General features: G+C 61.7%; 16 protein-coding genes. 10 read left to right on the top strand and 6 right to left on the bottom strand.

Annotated elements, in window-relative coordinates; genetic code table 11:
- The first annotated feature begins 136 nt into the window (after nt 1-136).
- Complete coding sequence (locus tag BC360_RS00830; protein ID WP_065786965.1) at nt 137-742, top strand: hypothetical protein; 606 nt, start codon at nt 137-139, stop codon at nt 740-742.
- Nucleotides 743-1,173: 431 nt separating this feature from the next.
- Nucleotides 1,174-2,502 (top strand): metal-dependent hydrolase family protein, encoded by a 1,329-nt coding sequence (locus BC360_RS00825; protein WP_065794233.1) that lies wholly within the window; start codon nt 1,174-1,176, stop codon nt 2,500-2,502.
- A 168-nt stretch (nt 2,503-2,670) separates the two neighbouring features.
- Here the strand turns inward: BC360_RS00825 and BC360_RS00820 are convergent, their stop codons facing one another.
- Complete coding sequence (locus BC360_RS00820) at nt 2,671-3,093, bottom strand: YciI family protein (RefSeq protein ID WP_065793913.1); 423 nt, start codon at nt 3,091-3,093, stop codon at nt 2,671-2,673.
- Between the two features lie 410 nt (nt 3,094-3,503).
- Here BC360_RS00820 and BC360_RS00815 point away from each other — a divergent pair, with 410 nt between their 5' ends.
- Nucleotides 3,504-4,025: a BA14K family protein gene (locus BC360_RS00815; protein ID WP_065786968.1), complete on the top strand. Its 522-nt coding sequence runs from the start codon at nt 3,504-3,506 to the stop codon at nt 4,023-4,025.
- Between the two features lie 234 nt (nt 4,026-4,259).
- Here the strand turns inward: BC360_RS00815 and BC360_RS32930 are convergent, their stop codons facing one another.
- The 3 genes from BC360_RS32930 to BC360_RS00810 form a co-directional block, all read right to left on the bottom strand.
- The gene (locus tag BC360_RS32930) at nt 4,260-4,394 is read right to left on the bottom strand and encodes a hypothetical protein (RefSeq protein WP_268750794.1); all 135 of its coding nucleotides are present in this window, start codon (nt 4,392-4,394) and stop codon (nt 4,260-4,262) included.
- A 350-nt stretch (nt 4,395-4,744) separates the two neighbouring features.
- Nucleotides 4,745-4,882 carry a hypothetical protein gene (locus tag BC360_RS32055; RefSeq protein ID WP_161491348.1) on the bottom strand — a complete coding sequence of 46 codons (138 nt, stop codon included), beginning with the start codon at nt 4,880-4,882 and terminating at the stop codon, nt 4,745-4,747.
- A gap of 816 nt (nt 4,883-5,698) precedes the next feature.
- Nucleotides 5,699-6,259 (bottom strand): tetratricopeptide repeat protein, encoded by a 561-nt coding sequence (locus tag BC360_RS00810; protein WP_065793912.1) that lies wholly within the window; start codon nt 6,257-6,259, stop codon nt 5,699-5,701.
- A gap of 425 nt (nt 6,260-6,684) precedes the next feature.
- Between BC360_RS00810 and BC360_RS30460 the strand changes: the two genes are divergently transcribed.
- Nucleotides 6,685-7,077, top strand: a complete 393-nt coding sequence (locus tag BC360_RS30460; protein WP_139109862.1) for a hypothetical protein — start codon at nt 6,685-6,687, stop codon at nt 7,075-7,077.
- Nucleotides 6,962-8,401 (top strand): terminase large subunit domain-containing protein, encoded by a 1,440-nt coding sequence (locus tag BC360_RS00805; protein WP_065793911.1) that lies wholly within the window; start codon nt 6,962-6,964, stop codon nt 8,399-8,401. Before BC360_RS30460 ends, BC360_RS00805 begins: the two co-directional genes overlap by 116 nt.
- A 194-nt stretch (nt 8,402-8,595) precedes the next feature.
- On the opposite strand, the gene BC360_RS00800 is transcribed toward BC360_RS00805, so the two are convergent.
- A complete protein-coding gene (locus BC360_RS00800; RefSeq protein ID WP_139109861.1) occupies nt 8,596-8,928 on the bottom strand; it encodes a hypothetical protein in 333 nt (110 codons plus the stop codon).
- 585 nt (nt 8,929-9,513) lie between these two features.
- Here BC360_RS00800 and BC360_RS00795 point away from each other — a divergent pair.
- The 5 genes from BC360_RS00795 to BC360_RS00775 are packed head-to-tail and all read left to right on the top strand — an operon-like array spanning nt 9,514 to nt 13,168.
- Nucleotides 9,514-11,571, top strand: a complete 2,058-nt coding sequence (locus tag BC360_RS00795) for a phage portal protein (protein WP_065793910.1) — start codon at nt 9,514-9,516, stop codon at nt 11,569-11,571.
- A complete protein-coding gene (locus BC360_RS00790; RefSeq protein ID WP_065786974.1) occupies nt 11,568-12,233 on the top strand; it encodes a hypothetical protein in 666 nt (221 codons plus the stop codon). Before BC360_RS00795 ends, BC360_RS00790 begins: the two co-directional genes overlap by 4 nt.
- Before the next feature lie 2 nt (nt 12,234-12,235).
- The gene (locus BC360_RS00785; RefSeq protein ID WP_244512645.1) at nt 12,236-12,631 is read left to right on the top strand and encodes a DUF6258 family protein; all 396 of its coding nucleotides are present in this window, start codon (nt 12,236-12,238) and stop codon (nt 12,629-12,631) included.
- Nucleotides 12,632-12,654: 23 nt separating this feature from the next.
- Nucleotides 12,655-12,897 (top strand): hypothetical protein, encoded by a 243-nt coding sequence (locus BC360_RS00780; RefSeq protein ID WP_065793909.1) that lies wholly within the window; start codon nt 12,655-12,657, stop codon nt 12,895-12,897.
- A 43-nt stretch (nt 12,898-12,940) separates the two neighbouring features.
- Nucleotides 12,941-13,168 carry a hypothetical protein gene (locus tag BC360_RS00775; RefSeq protein WP_065793908.1) on the top strand — a complete coding sequence of 76 codons (228 nt, stop codon included), beginning with the start codon at nt 12,941-12,943 and terminating at the stop codon, nt 13,166-13,168.
- 67 nt (nt 13,169-13,235) lie between these two features.
- Here the strand turns inward: BC360_RS00775 and BC360_RS00770 are convergent, their stop codons facing one another.
- Nucleotides 13,236-14,126, bottom strand: coding sequence for an IS481 family transposase (locus BC360_RS00770; protein ID WP_139109860.1), 891 nt, complete (start codon nt 14,124-14,126; stop codon nt 13,236-13,238).
- Nucleotides 14,127-14,173 lie beyond the last annotated feature (47 nt).

The following is a 14,173-nucleotide window of genomic DNA, read 5'->3' as shown; positions in this document are numbered from 1 at the left end:
CCCGCACGCCGCACGGGGCGCGCACCGACAGACAAACATTTTCAGAACGGGCATTGGCATCGCCGCAACCGGACTCCGGCCCTCGGGCGGACGAGCGCGGCCTATGGAACGCAGACCAAGAGAAGGAAAGAGGACGATGACATCCAAGGCGGAACGCATACGCATCAAGCGGGCAAGCAAGGCGGGCCGGCCGCGCAAGGCCGACGTGGCGCGCTATCCCGGCGGGCAGATCAAGCATGGCGAAACGGAAAGGGAAGTGCGCTCCGTCGCTATCGCGGCGCGGCAGCGCATGCATTTCTCAGGCGCCAAGGGCGTGGATGCCGGCAGCCCGTTTGCCGGCTACACGCTTGGCCGGATGTTTCTCGACGGCAAGCTCACCGCGCATGAGCGCGAGGCGGGCGACGAATATGCCCGGCAGATGGCGCGCTACTACAGCCTGACCGGCATTCCCTTTCCCAGTGTCAGGGCGCAGTCGCTGTTCAGCGTCAAGGGCTTTGAAGGCGAGACGACCGCCGAGCGCACGCGGGCAGCAAGGGCTGCGGCCAACCGGATGATGGAGCTCGAGGGCGTGCTTTTGAAACTGCCGGAAGGGCCGCGGGTGAAGACCACGGTCTTCAACGTCTGCGTCATGGACTACGAGGTGCTGCGCACCATGCCGGAACCGCAACTGGCCTGGCTGAAGCGCGGCCTGACCGAACTGCACTGGCACCTTGGGCTTTCCAGGGAGAAGGAAGCGGTTTGAACGCGAGCCGATTGCCGAGGGCGCGGCCTCTGGCAGGGCCGCTTCAGGTTGCCGGTAATTGCTGAGAATGCCTGGGAGTGGCTCCGTTCTCCCTGTTCTCGCCCTTGTGGCCAAGGCGAGCTTCGGCTTGCGTCCTCAACGTCTGCTTGTTCCTACAAGCAGACGTTGATATTGTTTCGTGCCGCTTGCGATCGGCCTGACTGCGAACGTGGCCGTGCAATCGCATGGACGAGCGGTGGCTCGCGCCTTGGCCCTATCGCAATGGATGCTACGACTTTCTCTCTTGCCACGACCCATCCCTTCCTCAAGGTCGGAGAACCGCCGTGCGTATCAAATCTTTGGAATCGCAGGAGTTGATGAAAGCCACGTTTGCGGCGCGTGCCTTGTCGCACGCCGCAGCGGTGCACGCTTATGCCCGCACAGCTTTCAAGATGGTGCTGTCCAGCAGACGGTGGCTTGTGGCAGCTCTGGTGCTCGGGGTTTGCCCGGCCGCGAGGGCGGATGACGTCCTTTTCGAAAACGTCCGCATCTTCGATGGAAAAGGCGCCACCTCACTTTCCGCTGCGTCGAATGTGCTGGTCAAAGGCAATGTGATCGCTCGCATCTCAACAGGCCCTGTCGAGGCGCAGGGTGCACAGCGCATTGCCGGGAACGGCCGAACGCTCATGCCGGGCCTGATCGATGCGCACTGGCACGCAATGCTGGCTCGGCCCACTCCGGCCGAGGCGTTCGGCGACGTCGGCTTCAACAATCTTGTGGCTGGCGACGAGGCGACGGACACGCTGATGCGCGGCTTCACCACCGTGCGCGATGTGGGCGGACCGGTGTTCGGTCTCAAGCGCGCGATCGACGCTGGTGTCGTCGACGGACCGCGCATCTACCCCTCCGGCGCCATGCTCACCGTGACCAGCGGGCATGGCGATTTCCGCCAGCTCACCGACCTGCCGCGGACGATCGGCGGCCCGCTCACCCGCATGGAGCAGATCGGCGGCAGCATGGTGGTCGACAGTCCCGACGAGGTGCGCATGCGGGTCCGTGAGCAACTGATGCAGGGGGCGGCGCTGATCAAGATGACGGCGGGCGGCGGGGTGTCGTCACCTCACAGCCCGCTCGAAGTTACCACGTTTACCGAGGCTGAGCTGCGGGCCGGGGTTGAGATAGCCGACAATTGGGGCACCTACGTCGCCGCGCACGCCTTCACTCCGCATGCCATCAGAACAGCGATTGCAGCCGGCGTGAAGTGTATCGAACACGGCTTCCTCATGGACGAGGAAAGCGCCAAGCTGATTGCCGAGAAGGGCATTTGGCTAAGCCTGCAGCCGCTTCCCGACCTATTGAGGCAAGGCTTTCCGCAGGGCTCAGTCGAGCGGGCCAAGGCGGATGAGGTGTGGCCCGGCATCGGCAGAGCCTACGATCTGGCAAAGAAGTACAAGATCAAGACGGCGTGGGGCACCGATGTCTTGTTCTCCCGCGCGTTGGCACAGCAGCAGGGGGCAATCTTGGCCTCGCTCACGCATTGGTACACGCCTGCCGAAGCCCTCTCCATGGCGACCGGAACCAATGCGGAATTGCTGGCGCTTTCCGGTCCGCGCAATCCCTATCCGGGAAAGCTCGGCGTGATCGAGGAAGGCGCGCTTGCGGATCTCTTGCTCGTCGATGGCAATCCGTTGGAGAACATCGACCTGGTGGCCGACCCCGCCAACAACTTCAAGATCATCATGAAGGACGGCATCATCTACAAGAATACGCTGATGCAGTGAGGAACAACGGAACTCGCTTGCCGCCTGGCGCTTAATCCTGAGAACTCTGTACCAATGATTGGTTGGCGTAACACCCCCCGCAAAGGTGACGGGGTCATTGCCAGCGTTGAGAGCCGGGCTTCGTCGGAACCCCGGCTCCCCGCAATGCTTTGCCTGTAGTAGACGACCTCAATTGCCGCCGATGCGTTCGCGCAGGCGGTCGTCCAGCTCGGCGATCTCCGGGGTGAGTGCGTCGCCGAAGTCGGCCGCCTCGAAGACCGGGCGGATTTCGATCTCGCTTGGGCCCGGCATCGGGTTGGGGCAGCGCTTCACCCAGGCGATGGCCTCGTCCATGTCCTTGACCTGCCAGATCCAGAAGCCGGCGACCAGTTCCTTGGTCTCGGTGAAAGGGCCGTCGATAACAAGGCGGCTTGCGCCGTCGAAGGCGACGCGCTTGCCCCTGGACGAGGGGTGCAGGCCTTCGCCCGCCAGCATGATGCCGGCATTGACCAGCTCTTCGTTGAACTTTCCCATGGCTTCCAGCAGCTCGGTCGAGGGCATCTTGCCCGCTTCGCTATCCTCGGTCGCCTTCACCATAACTATCACGCGCATGGTCTTTTCTCCTTTGATCGACGAAGCCACGGCGGCCCCTCTGCTTGAATGACGAACGGGCCACGGTGGGGCCGACATTGTGCCCAAACTTTTTTCCGCAACCCGTCGTGGCCTCGACGTGAACCCACGCAAAGAGGGAGCGCAGAGTTTCTGCAACGCCTGGCCGTGTGCTCAGGTGGTATCGCCGGCGAGCGCGGAGAAGGCCTCTTCGCAAAGATATGTCGCCTGCCGCGGGTGGCAAGATACGCGGGCAGCGAGATCGACCACCGCGCCGCGCCGGGTTCCGGGTGAAGTCAGCTGTCATCGATATCGCTATGTTTTTACATGCTAATATGACGAAGGGCGCATTCACCATGGGTTCACGTCAAGGGGGCATAGCTTGCACCTATTCGAAACGGATAGGTGTCGAGATGAAGAAGATAGGCATTGTGATCCTTGCGGCGGTGACGGCTCTGACGAGCTACGCGCCTGCGAATGCCGTGCCGGTTGCAGCGGTTCAGCTGGCGCAGCAGAGCGACGTCGATAGGGTGCAATATCGCGAATGGGGCGGCGACAGGCATCGGCCACGGCCAGGCTGGAACCATGGCGGATATCGGCCGCGTCCGGGTTGGCACGGCGGCTACCGCCCACGGCCGGGCTGGCATGGCGGTGGCGGATACCGCTATGGCTGGTACAACGGACACCGCGGCTATCGCGGTTATCGCGACGGATATCGTCGTCACAATGACGGCTGGTGGTATCCGCTGGCAGCCTTCGGCGCCGGCGCCATCATCGGCGGTGCGATCGCCGCGCCGCCGCGCCGCGTCGAATCCGGCGTGAACCCGCGGCACACCAACTGGTGCTATGATCGCTACCGCTCCTACCGCGCCTGGGACAACTCGTTCCAGCCCTATGGCGGCCCGCGGCAGCAGTGCTACTCGCCGTATTATTGAGGTGATCAGGCCCGCCGGTCGCAATTGGCCGGCGGGCTTCCTGCACGGCGCTCCACCTGGCCTGCAAGCCACGGATTGGGAAGGCTGTCGTCCCTCAAAAGACCGTTGGGCGCTTCTCGCTCATTCCTGATCGCCAGGTGAGCATCGATGCCGGCCGAGCTCTCACCTTTGACGGGGCAGGCGCGCGCGGAAGCCTCGACCGTGTACCTGATTTACCGGAAAGCTGTGGCGGGTTTAGAACTTCAGTCGGGCGTCGTCATGTTCGGGTGGGCGGTGCGCTTCCTTCTGGCGGCGCATGCCGTAGGCGAGGGCAAGCCCCAGCACGGCGGAACCGACGACAACGGCGAGTAGTGCGAAGAAATTCTCCATGACATTCTCCTCCCGACGGGGATGATAACACAATCGGACGCGCACAACCAAATATGCGCACGCTCGCGAGAACCGGAGTCCTCAAACCCGAACGTGCAACGAGGCCGGCACCTACATTGTTCCGGCGTCCCAAAAACACGTCGCCTGAGAACCGGACCATGCAACGCGCTTTGCGCCCATGTCATGCATGTCGTCGTCCCGAAACCGTCGCCGACATTCGCGCGAGACGCATTGCGGCGCTGCGCGTCAATTGTGATGCACAAAAGGGGCTGTAACGCTTTAAATTTCTTGCATAATTTTCTCAAAACCCGATCCGGACCTAAGAAGTAATGCAATAGGTGCACGGCGGTTCAGTAGCCGGAGCCGCCGCTGTCGCGGCTGCCTTCGCTCTGCGCGGAGCCGGCATTTCGGCTCGGCTGCGCGCTGGTGCAGGCGCCAAGCGAGAACAGCGCGATCACGAGGGTGAGGATCAGGAAAGGATGGTTCATGTTTTCCTCCCATTCTATAGGCGCTACCCGCCCTCCCGGCGGTAAAGCGATGCGCCTTGACGTTATGCGGGCCTGACTTGGCGCAGCCGTCGTGGCCACGCAGGTGATTTGTGTCGGCGTCACATCTTCCTTTTGCCGCCCGGCGACCGCCCGCTCTGTTGGCTGTCCGGGACGAGGCGCCAGTTCCGGTTCGAACGAGCCGCTATCTGGCCGGTGCGCCGCGGCAGCCCGATGCGGATATCGAGATGCTAATATACATTATTCCCGGGGAAGTGCGCGGCGAGGCGGCAATGCCGGGCCACAGTTTAGCGGTTCCGACGCAGGAAAGGATCCGCGGGGCGATAACCGGAGTGTCCTGGCGCCGCGGCCGAATGCGCCGGCGATCGGTGAAGGAAGATCACATCCGAAGGCGGGGGGCAATGTTCGAGAAAAACCGAACAAAGCCAGAACAAATTTTGTCCGAGGGGGTTGCCATGCGTCCGGAAGCGGGCTAAGGATATTACAGGATGGTCGTTTCGCAATCGAAGCGGCCTTTTTTGTTTCGGCGGGACAGGCGGCTCGTCCGCCCTACTGCATAATTCCTTAAATCGGAATCGATTTAAGGAGAAAATTATGCAGCAGATTTAAGGCGTTACAGCGTCCTTTGCGCGTCATATTTGACGCGCGGCGCTGTAGTGTCTACCGCCTTCCGCGAACATCTGGCGCCAGGCGTGTCGCAACCCGCACACGCTGCTCGTCGGGCGATTTTCAGGGCCGATCGATATGAGAGCCCGACAAGTTCGAGGCTCGCGGGATTCTTGCCCGCGCTGATATGGGTCAACGGAATCGGGTGCGCGATGCTCTCGCGGGTCGCTCGCTGCGCTCAACCGCGCCCGGCATTCTCTGCTCGTCTTCGGCCATCTCACGCGCCTGATTTGACAGGTTCTCCGCCGGCATGTCTTCGGTTGGTCTTTCGTGTCTTCCGCTGGGATGGATTGCCGCCCAGAAGCCGGCTGGTGCCGTGTTCAGTTCGGCGCTGCTCTCGCCCTGATGGGGACGGTCGATCGCCTGGCGGGCGCCGTGATGACCCTTGCGCGCAGCGCTGCGCCACCAGCGAAACGCCTCCTGCGGGTCGGGCTCGATGCCGAGGCCCTTGTGATAGATCGTTGCGAGGCGGACTTGCGATGCGGCATGGCCCTGACGGGCGGCTTGCCCGTTCCAGAGATAGGATGCGGCGTAATGCTCCTCGCGGCCATCGTTGAAATAGATGTCTCCAAGCACCGCCTGGGCCTCGAGATTTCCTGACGTGGCGAGTTCGAGCAACCTTGGCGAGACGTTTGCGGCCGAGAGCCGCGGCGTGAAAATGGTCTTCAACCTTCTGACTGCGTTCTGGATCATCAGACACCCGTCTTATTCTTCGCATAATTCCTAAAAATCGGGATCGATCGAACGGATAAATTATGCTGCGATTTGAAAGTGTTATGTATCTAAAGCGCGTTACGATCTCTAGGATTCGCTTGCCGCGCTTCAGGTTCATGTTCCTGCGCATGTCGTTATCGCAAAACCGCTGCACACTTTTGCGCGACATGCGTTGCCTGCCTGTCATGTCCGGTGAGCGGCGCCTTTGGCCGCCCTATCCGCCGCGAATGCACGACGCTTAACTCCATATTGGTGACAGAATGCAACCTAAGGTCAAGTGGGTGAATGCAATTCGCCGTGGATATCCGATGGCCGCCGACTGTTTTCCCGTCGTTGTGCGCGTGGGTGCCTGAACGACTTTAGAGAGCTTTGCGGCGCGGTAGCGCTGCATGGGAGCCATCATCATGAGCATCGGCAAGCCAGCCAAGGACCCGAAGACGGGGCGCTTCCTGCCGCGCGTGCCGGGGGCGGGGACACCAGTCCGGACGCGCGCCCGCAAGGCGGTGCGCACCAAGCTCGGTGAGCTGTTTCTCGAAGACATGCTTTCCGCCTGGGAGAGCCGGGGGGCGGCTGCGATCCATGCGCTGATCGAAAAGAGTCCGCACGATTTCCTCAAGGCCGTGGCCTCGCTGATGCCGAAGGACGTGAACGTCAATGTCAACCAGATCGGCGAGATGACGGATGAGCAACTCCTCGAGCGGATCCGCAAGCTCGACCAGACCATCAAGCCTTTCCTCGCTGCTCAGGGAGCGGATGGAACTGGCGACGGAGATCGGGCGGCGGCAGAGCAGCAATAGGCTGCGCTATTACCGGCCCTATGCCAGGCAGACCGCCTTTCACGAGGCGGGCGCCACCTTCCGCGAGCGGCTGTTCATGGCCGGAAACCAGCTCGGAAAGACGCTGGCCGGTGCTGCCGAAGCGGCAATGCACCTGACCGGCGACTACCCCGAATGGTGGGCGGGCCGACGCTTCGACCGTCCGATCGTGATGATCGGCGGCTCGGAATCGCACGAGCTGACGCGCGATGGCGTGCAGCGGCTGCTCGTCGGCCCGCCGATGAACGAAGAGGATTGGGGCACCGGCTATATCCCGAAGGCTGCGATAGCGGGCTGGACGCGCAGATCCAGCGCATCCGGCGCGCTCGACAGCGTGACGGTGCGCCATGCGACGGGCAGCACCTCGACGCTGCTCCTGAAGGCCTACGAACAGGGCCGCGCCAAATGGCAGGCAAACACGGTGGACTATGTCTGGTTCGACGAGGAGCCGCCGGAGGACGTCTATTTCGAGGGCATCACCCGCACCAATGCGACCGGCGGCTCCGTCGCCGTGACGTTTACACCGCTGAAGGGCATGAGCTCGGTGGTCAGTCGCTACCTGCTGGAGCCCTCCGAGGACAGGGTGGTGGTGACCATGACGATCGACGATGCCGAGCATTACACGCCGGAAGAGCGCGCGAAGATCATTGCGAGCTATCCCGCGCATGAGAAGGAAGCGCGCACCAAGGGCGTGCCGACGCTGGGCTCGGGCCGGATCTTCCCGGTGACCGAGGAACAGATCCGCATCGACCCTTTCGAGCTCCCCCAACATTGGGTGCAGATCGGCGGGCTCGATTTCGGTTGGGATCACCCGTTTGCGGCAGTTGCCTGCGCCTGGGACCGGGATGCGGACGTCTTCTACGTGACGAAGGTTTACCGCGAGCGCGAAGCGACGCCGATCATTCACTCAGCGGCGCTGAAACCCTGGGGCGCCTGGCTGCCCTGGGCATGGCCGCATGACGGCCTGCAGCACGACAAGGGCTCGGGCGAGCAACTGGCGGCGCAATATCGCGGGCAGGGGCTGGCGATGCTCCAGGAGCGGGCGACCTTCGACGACGGCACCAATGGCGTCGAGGCGGGGATCTCCGACATGCTGCAGCGCATGCAGACCGGGCGCTTCAAGGTGTTTTCCACCGCTAGCGAATGGTTCGAGGAGTTCAGGCTCTACCACCGCAAGGACGGCCGGATCGTCAAGGAACGCGACGACGTTCTTTCGGCCTGCCGCTACGCGCTGATGATGAAACGCTTTGCCCGGGTGAAGGCCAATGACGCCGCCTGGGCCTTTACCGACCGGAGTGTTCTCTGATGGCAGCGATGACGAAACCGGATTCGGGGTTGTCAACAGCGCTTGTGCCCAGTCTCGCAACGCCGCGCTTCAGCCTTCAAGGAACAAGCTGAACGATCAGCCTTTCGTCAGCCTCACGCTTGAAGCCGCTCAACTTGCATTTCGGGTCGTGGCTGCGCTTGCGGGAGCTGAGGCAGCAGCCCCACGGAACGCACCTATTTGAGATCGCAGTCGCCTGCGCCATAGGTTGCTCCGCAACCCTTCCCGCAAGTTGCGGATGCATGGTTCTCGCCGTCGTTGCAAATAACCTGATAAACGTTACCCGCGCTGTCTTTCGACTGCTTACAAGTCCCGGCATTGGTCCCGGTCTTCACTTTGTACGTCTTTCCCCCGCATTCGAGCGTGTTGCCGGCAGCAATCGGCGGCGCGACTTTGCGGATGCCTAGGTTTCCTCCGGGCACCACCTTCTTCTCCACAGCCAACGCCGGTGCCGAAGCCAGTATGGTCGCGGCAAAGACAGATGCGATAGCCAGATCGATGAATCGCATAAGGTCCTCCATCATCGCTGAACGCGATGCCTTCCCGCCGGGCTTGTCCGCTCAGAGGCTGGTTTCGGCAAGCGACCGTCCTGCCCGGCCCGGCAACTGCCGGCTTTGTTCGTTGTTTCGCAGGTCAGTTGTATCCTGACCCGCCGGGCTCACGGAAATATTGCATGATTAGCCGACATTATCCAGATGAACACTGGCGAACGGAGCAATGACGACCGGCTGCTGCACCTGCTGTGGCGATACTGCGCTCTCGGTTCGGATCATGGCTTGTTCTTCCTGAGCCTGACGCCGGCACCGCCACCGTTCTCGGCAATGAACTCGACGCCGGCAGATTCAAGGGCGCTCTCGAGATCGATGATTGTCCGATCCCCCGAAGTTTCGCCGCGTTCGAACCGCGCGATGGCTGAGACTTAGGCAAGCCAGTGCTCGATGAGGTCGAAGTTACGGCTTCGCACAGACCTAGGTTGTCTTGAAGGGGCACTTTTGGTGCCGTCGTTCGTTCTGAGCTTGGTTGTCAGAAAGAAATGTTGCGTCGAGGCGAATGCAAGCAAACACAAACTAGAGTTTCAATCGGAAGGTTCCCTAATGGCAGCGATGACAAAACCGGAACTGACGTCGCTGGTGAGCCAGCTCGTCAGGGATTGCGAAACCTACCGCGACGCGCTGTCGGTCGATCGCATCCGGGCGATGGAATATTACGACGGGGTGATGAAGGACGTGCCGTCCGACAGCAACCGCTCGAAGGTGGTTTCGCGCGATGTGCGCGCGGCGGTGAAGAAGGTACTGCCTTCCTTGATCCGCACGGTGCTCGGCAATGACAAGGTGGTCGAGTACGAGCCGGTCAACCAGGGCGATGAGGCGGGTGCCGAGCAGGCGACCGACTACATCAACTATATCGTTTTTCCCGAGAGCGACGGCTACGACGCGGTGCAGGACGCCGCGCACGACGCGCTGAAGCTCAGGAACGGCGTGATCCGCTGGTGGTACGAGAAGAAGCAGACCGTTGAGGTCTCGAGCCATACCGGGCTCGACGAAGCGGCGCTGGTGCAACTGATCGCCGACGATGCGGTGGAGGTGCTGGAGCAATCGCAATCGATCGAGACGATCGAGCTGCCGACCGGCCGGGTGGAACAGCCGGTCTTCAACGTGAAGATCCGTCGCACGGGCGAGCGTGGCACGACGCGGCTTGCCGCGGTGCCGCTTGAGGAATTCCTCATCCATCCGGATGCGATCTCGATCGACGATAGTCCGATCACCGGCATTAACCTGCGCATGCGCCGCTCCGATCTCATCGCCATGGGTTATGACCGGGCGAAGGTGGAAGGTTTTGCCGTTGCCGGCGACCATGACGGCGACGATGAGGCATTTGCCCGTCGCCGCGACGTCTTTGGCGACGGCGAGGCGACTGCCACGGCGCTGCAGGAGGTGGAGTATTACGAACTCTACGTGAAGGTGGATGCCGACGACGACGGCATTGCCGAGCTCAGGCGCCTGGTCTTTGCCGGCGGCACCGGGCCGGACAACCTGCTTGAGGACGAGGAATGGGACGAGGTGCCCTTTGCCGACCTCATCACCGAGCGCCGCCCGCACCAGCGCGAGGGCAACTCCGTCACCGACGACATGGCCGAGATCCAGCGGGTGAAGACGGTGCTTCTGCGCCAGACGCTCGACAATCTCTACTGGCAGAACAACCAGCAGCCGATCGTGCAGGAAGGTGTGATCCAGAACCCGGAATCGGTGCTGAACCCGAAGTTCGGCCAGCCGATCCGCGTCGGCCAGGGCGTCGATGTGCGCGGCGCCGTCGGCTACACGGCGGTGCCGTTCGTGGCGCGGGAATCCTTCTCGATGCTCGGCTATCTCGACCAGGAGGCGACCGATCGCACCGGGATTTCGGACGCCTCGAGCGGCATGGCGCCGGACGCGCTGCAGAACATGACGGCGAAGGCAACCGCGCTGGTCGAGCAGGCGGGCATCGGCCAGACGGAGCTGATGGTGCGCACCTTTGCGCAAGGGTTGAAGCGGGTGTTCAAGGGCCTGCTTGGCCTCGTCATCAAGCACCAGGACCGGCCGCGGGCGGTGCGCCTGCGCGGTCAATGGGTGACGTTCGACCCACGCCACTGGAACGCAGGCATGGACGCGACCGTCAACACCGGCCTTGGCGCCGGCACCCGCGAGCGCGACATGCTGATGATCCAGATGATCCAGCAATTGCAGGAAAAACTCTTGATGACGCTCGGGCCCGACAATCCTTACGTCTCGCCCGACAACCTCTACAACGGCATTGCCAAGACGGTGGAGGCGGCGGGGCTGAAATCGCCCGACCTCTACTTCACCAAGCCGACGCCGGAGGACATCCAGAAGCGGATGCAGGCGGCGAAGCCGCAGCAGCAGCCCGATGTGGGCATGCAGCGGCTGCAGATGGAAGCGCAGCTTGCCGCCGAAAAGACGCGGATGGAAAGCGAGGCCGCGCGGCGCAAGCTGGAGATGGAGCGCGAGCTGAAGCTTGAGGAGATCCAGCAGGACGGCGCCTTGAAACGCTACCAGATCGACGCCGAACTCAACCTCAAACGCGAGCAGAACCTGGCCGAAATGGCCGGCGGTACGGCGCTGACGACGGCGCATATCGGGGGAACTCCGGGATGAGACGCATCAGCGACTATGACGATTTTTACGAGGCGCCGACCGGGCTTGGCGGCGCGCTGGAGCTTCGCGATTTTGGCGAGGAGGCGAACAGCTGGCTGCCGAATCGGGCGCCGAGTGCCGGCAGCGATCGCCGGGGCGGCCAAGAGTTTGCCCAGGCGCGGCTACCGGCGCGGCGCGGAACCCAGCCGAGAGACCCCGTTCAAGAAGCGATGGGATTTCAGATCGGCCGCCTGATGCGCGAGATAAAGCGGCTCAATCCGAACGAGACATTTCTGGAACCCGCCGGCGGCTCCTACTCCGTGCAGGCGAGAGACAGCCTACAGCGTCGGCTGGAAGAGCTTCAAAGAGCCTATCTCACCGATCAGCGCACGGGCTGGCCGATCCAGCGTTTTATCGGCGACAGCAGAGGCAATATCATGTTCGAGCCGTTGGGAGGCCGCACTGTGCCGGGTCAAAATCCCGTTGACACCCACACGCTCTATCCGAATGGATCAAACTACCATAGGCTGAATCCGCAGGGGCATGGTCCCAGAAAAACACCGCATACCCATGGTCATCTCGAAGGAAGGGGGCCATACACCAGCGGGCAGGGTCCCTCGCTCGATGTCCTTGGAAACATCGTGCCCTGGAACAGTCCTGATGCACATTGGCCGATGAGATAAGAATGATGAAACCGGACGAGTTCTTGAGCAGCATTTACTTGGGCGACCGTGCCTGTAAGGCCGTCGTCCTTGACGGTTGGAAGGGTGAGGTGAAGATCCAGATGAACGCAGTGTCGCGTCTTCGGGGGGGGATCTGGAACTATGAGGAAGATATAGACGATGGCTTCCTGGTGTTCGAAGGGGTCGATCACATTTCCTTCGACCCGCCTGGTCGCTTGCTGAACGACGAGTTCGGCGTCGTCGAGTTTCTTGGCTACGACGGCGATCGCTTCACAGTTGTGATGGAAATCGGCTCGGGCTACGAGCTCGGGGATTATGTGAACGTCAAGACCACTATCCGGGCCAAGGCTGTTGCGATCGAGAGGCCGGGTGAAGAAGGCGCGCGGATCAGGGATTAGATTGGGGCCGGGCCGGTAATCCGATGAACAAGACTATTGAGGCGATGCTGGACGAGTTCATTGCCGCAGATCGTCCCAGCATTCTCCTGGCGAACGAGATCGAGGTCGCGCTGGATGATGCCTACCCGGATAACGACTATGTCCGGGACCTGGTGGCCATGCTTGCCATGTACCGTCCGGAAGGCGGTGAATTTCTTTACAATGCTGAGGCAATGCGAGCCAAACTGGTGCGCGCAAGGGAGTATTTGTCCGGGCTGGCCGATTGAGAACTGAGCCGGCGGAAGGCTGCGGGAAAGACATGGCGCCCGCATGGCCAATCCGAACACGATGAAGACGATAGCGCCGCAGACGGCCGCGCGCATTCGGTCTTACGTGAATGACAATTCCCGCCTTCGGAATGTTATCCAGTTCAATGGCAAGATCCTTCCCTACGCTGCGCCTGTCGGCGTGGGGTATCAGCAATTTGCGAAACCGGATGATGAAAAGTCTGCGCCCGCTGCCAGAACTTTTGGCAGGCTTTATGATGTGGGGCGTTGATCTGATGGCGATTGCCACACTATTGCCAAAGACGGTCGGCGCGATCGCGAAGTGTGTCGATCGGGGCCTAGCTGTTCAGTCCCGGCAATTGATGGATCGGATTCAGAGTGAATCTCTCTGGCTGTGAAGTCCAGACCTTGCAGATAAATTCATAGGGCGTGAGGCCTTTGAGCGTCTTGAGGCGGCGGGCGAAATTGTATGCCGAGACGAAGTCGCCGAGATGTCTGCGGAGCTGGTCGTGGCTGTCATAATGATAGCGTTTGACAGTTGCCTCCTTGATTGTCCGGTTCATCCGCTCGACCTGGCCGTTTGTCCAAGGATGCTTGGGCTTGGTCAGCCGATGTTCGATGCCATGTCGCCAGCATGCCCGGTCGAACGGATGGCCCCGGAACTGCGCGGTGGGTCCGTTGCGGTTCTTCGGAATGTCGGCGAACTGAATGCCGTTGTCGGTCAGCACCGTGTGGATTTCGTAGGGCACAGCTGCAACCAGCGTTTCCAGGAAGTCTGACGCCGTTCGGGTGGTAGCGCGCTCGACCAATTGGACGAAGGCGAACTTTGAGGTCCTGTCGATAGCGACGTAGAGGTAGAGCTTGCCTTCTCCGGTCTGGACCTCAGCCAGGTCGATGTGAAAATAGCCGATTGCGTACGCTTTGAACTTCTTCCTCGACGGCTTGTCGCCCTCCACATCCGGCAGTCTCGAAATCCCATGGCGCTGCAGGCATCGATGCAATGAAGATCGCGTCAGATGCGGGATCGTCGGTTGAAGAGCGTAGAGGCAATCATCCAGCGCCAGCAACGTGTGCCGCCGGAATGCGATGATGATCGCCTCTTCTTCTTCGCTGAGAACAGTTGAGTGCGGCTCCTTCGGCCCGGTCTTGAGGTCCTCGACCGTAGCCCGCTTGCGCCACTTCAGAACTGTCTTCGGGTTGATCCCATAGCTCCGGCTCAGTGTTGGCATTCCGAATGCGAACGACGTGACCGTGCGAGCGGTAATGTTCCGAGCGA

Origin of the sequence: Ensifer sp. LC163 (assembly GCF_001695855.1) — a bacterium.
In the GTDB taxonomy this organism is placed as follows: Bacteria; Pseudomonadota; Alphaproteobacteria; order Rhizobiales; family Rhizobiaceae; genus Ensifer.
Note: the sequence above shows the minus strand (reverse complement) of the source record. Positions and strands in the feature narration are given on the sequence as shown.

Coding starts and splice junctions, on each gene's coding strand:
- BC360_RS00770 (WP_139109860.1), bottom strand. CDS start 14,126: ATGCCAACACTGAGCCGGAGCTATGGGATCAACCCGAAGACAGTTCTG.
- BC360_RS00815 (WP_065786968.1), top strand. CDS start 3,504: ATGAAGAAGATAGGCATTGTGATCCTTGCGGCGGTGACGGCTCTGACG.
- BC360_RS00825 (WP_065794233.1), top strand. CDS start 1,174: ATGGTGCTGTCCAGCAGACGGTGGCTTGTGGCAGCTCTGGTGCTCGGG.
- BC360_RS00785 (WP_244512645.1), top strand. CDS start 12,236: ATGATGAAACCGGACGAGTTCTTGAGCAGCATTTACTTGGGCGACCGT.
- BC360_RS00800 (WP_139109861.1), bottom strand. CDS start 8,928: ATGCGATTCATCGATCTGGCTATCGCATCTGTCTTTGCCGCGACCATA.
- BC360_RS30460 (WP_139109862.1), top strand. CDS start 6,685: ATGAGCATCGGCAAGCCAGCCAAGGACCCGAAGACGGGGCGCTTCCTG.
- BC360_RS00830 (WP_065786965.1), top strand. CDS start 137: ATGACATCCAAGGCGGAACGCATACGCATCAAGCGGGCAAGCAAGGCG.
- BC360_RS00795 (WP_065793910.1), top strand. CDS start 9,514: ATGGCAGCGATGACAAAACCGGAACTGACGTCGCTGGTGAGCCAGCTC.
- BC360_RS00820 (WP_065793913.1), bottom strand. CDS start 3,093: ATGCGCGTGATAGTTATGGTGAAGGCGACCGAGGATAGCGAAGCGGGC.
- BC360_RS00790 (WP_065786974.1), top strand. CDS start 11,568: ATGAGACGCATCAGCGACTATGACGATTTTTACGAGGCGCCGACCGGG.
- BC360_RS00775 (WP_065793908.1), top strand. CDS start 12,941: ATGGCCAATCCGAACACGATGAAGACGATAGCGCCGCAGACGGCCGCG.
- BC360_RS00810 (WP_065793912.1), bottom strand. CDS start 6,259: ATGATCCAGAACGCAGTCAGAAGGTTGAAGACCATTTTCACGCCGCGG.
- BC360_RS32055 (WP_161491348.1), bottom strand. CDS start 4,882: ATGAACCATCCTTTCCTGATCCTCACCCTCGTGATCGCGCTGTTCTCG.
- BC360_RS00805 (WP_065793911.1), top strand. CDS start 6,962: ATGAGCAACTCCTCGAGCGGATCCGCAAGCTCGACCAGACCATCAAGC.
- BC360_RS32930 (WP_268750794.1), bottom strand. CDS start 4,394: ATGGAGAATTTCTTCGCACTACTCGCCGTTGTCGTCGGTTCCGCCGTG.
- BC360_RS00780 (WP_065793909.1), top strand. CDS start 12,655: ATGAACAAGACTATTGAGGCGATGCTGGACGAGTTCATTGCCGCAGAT.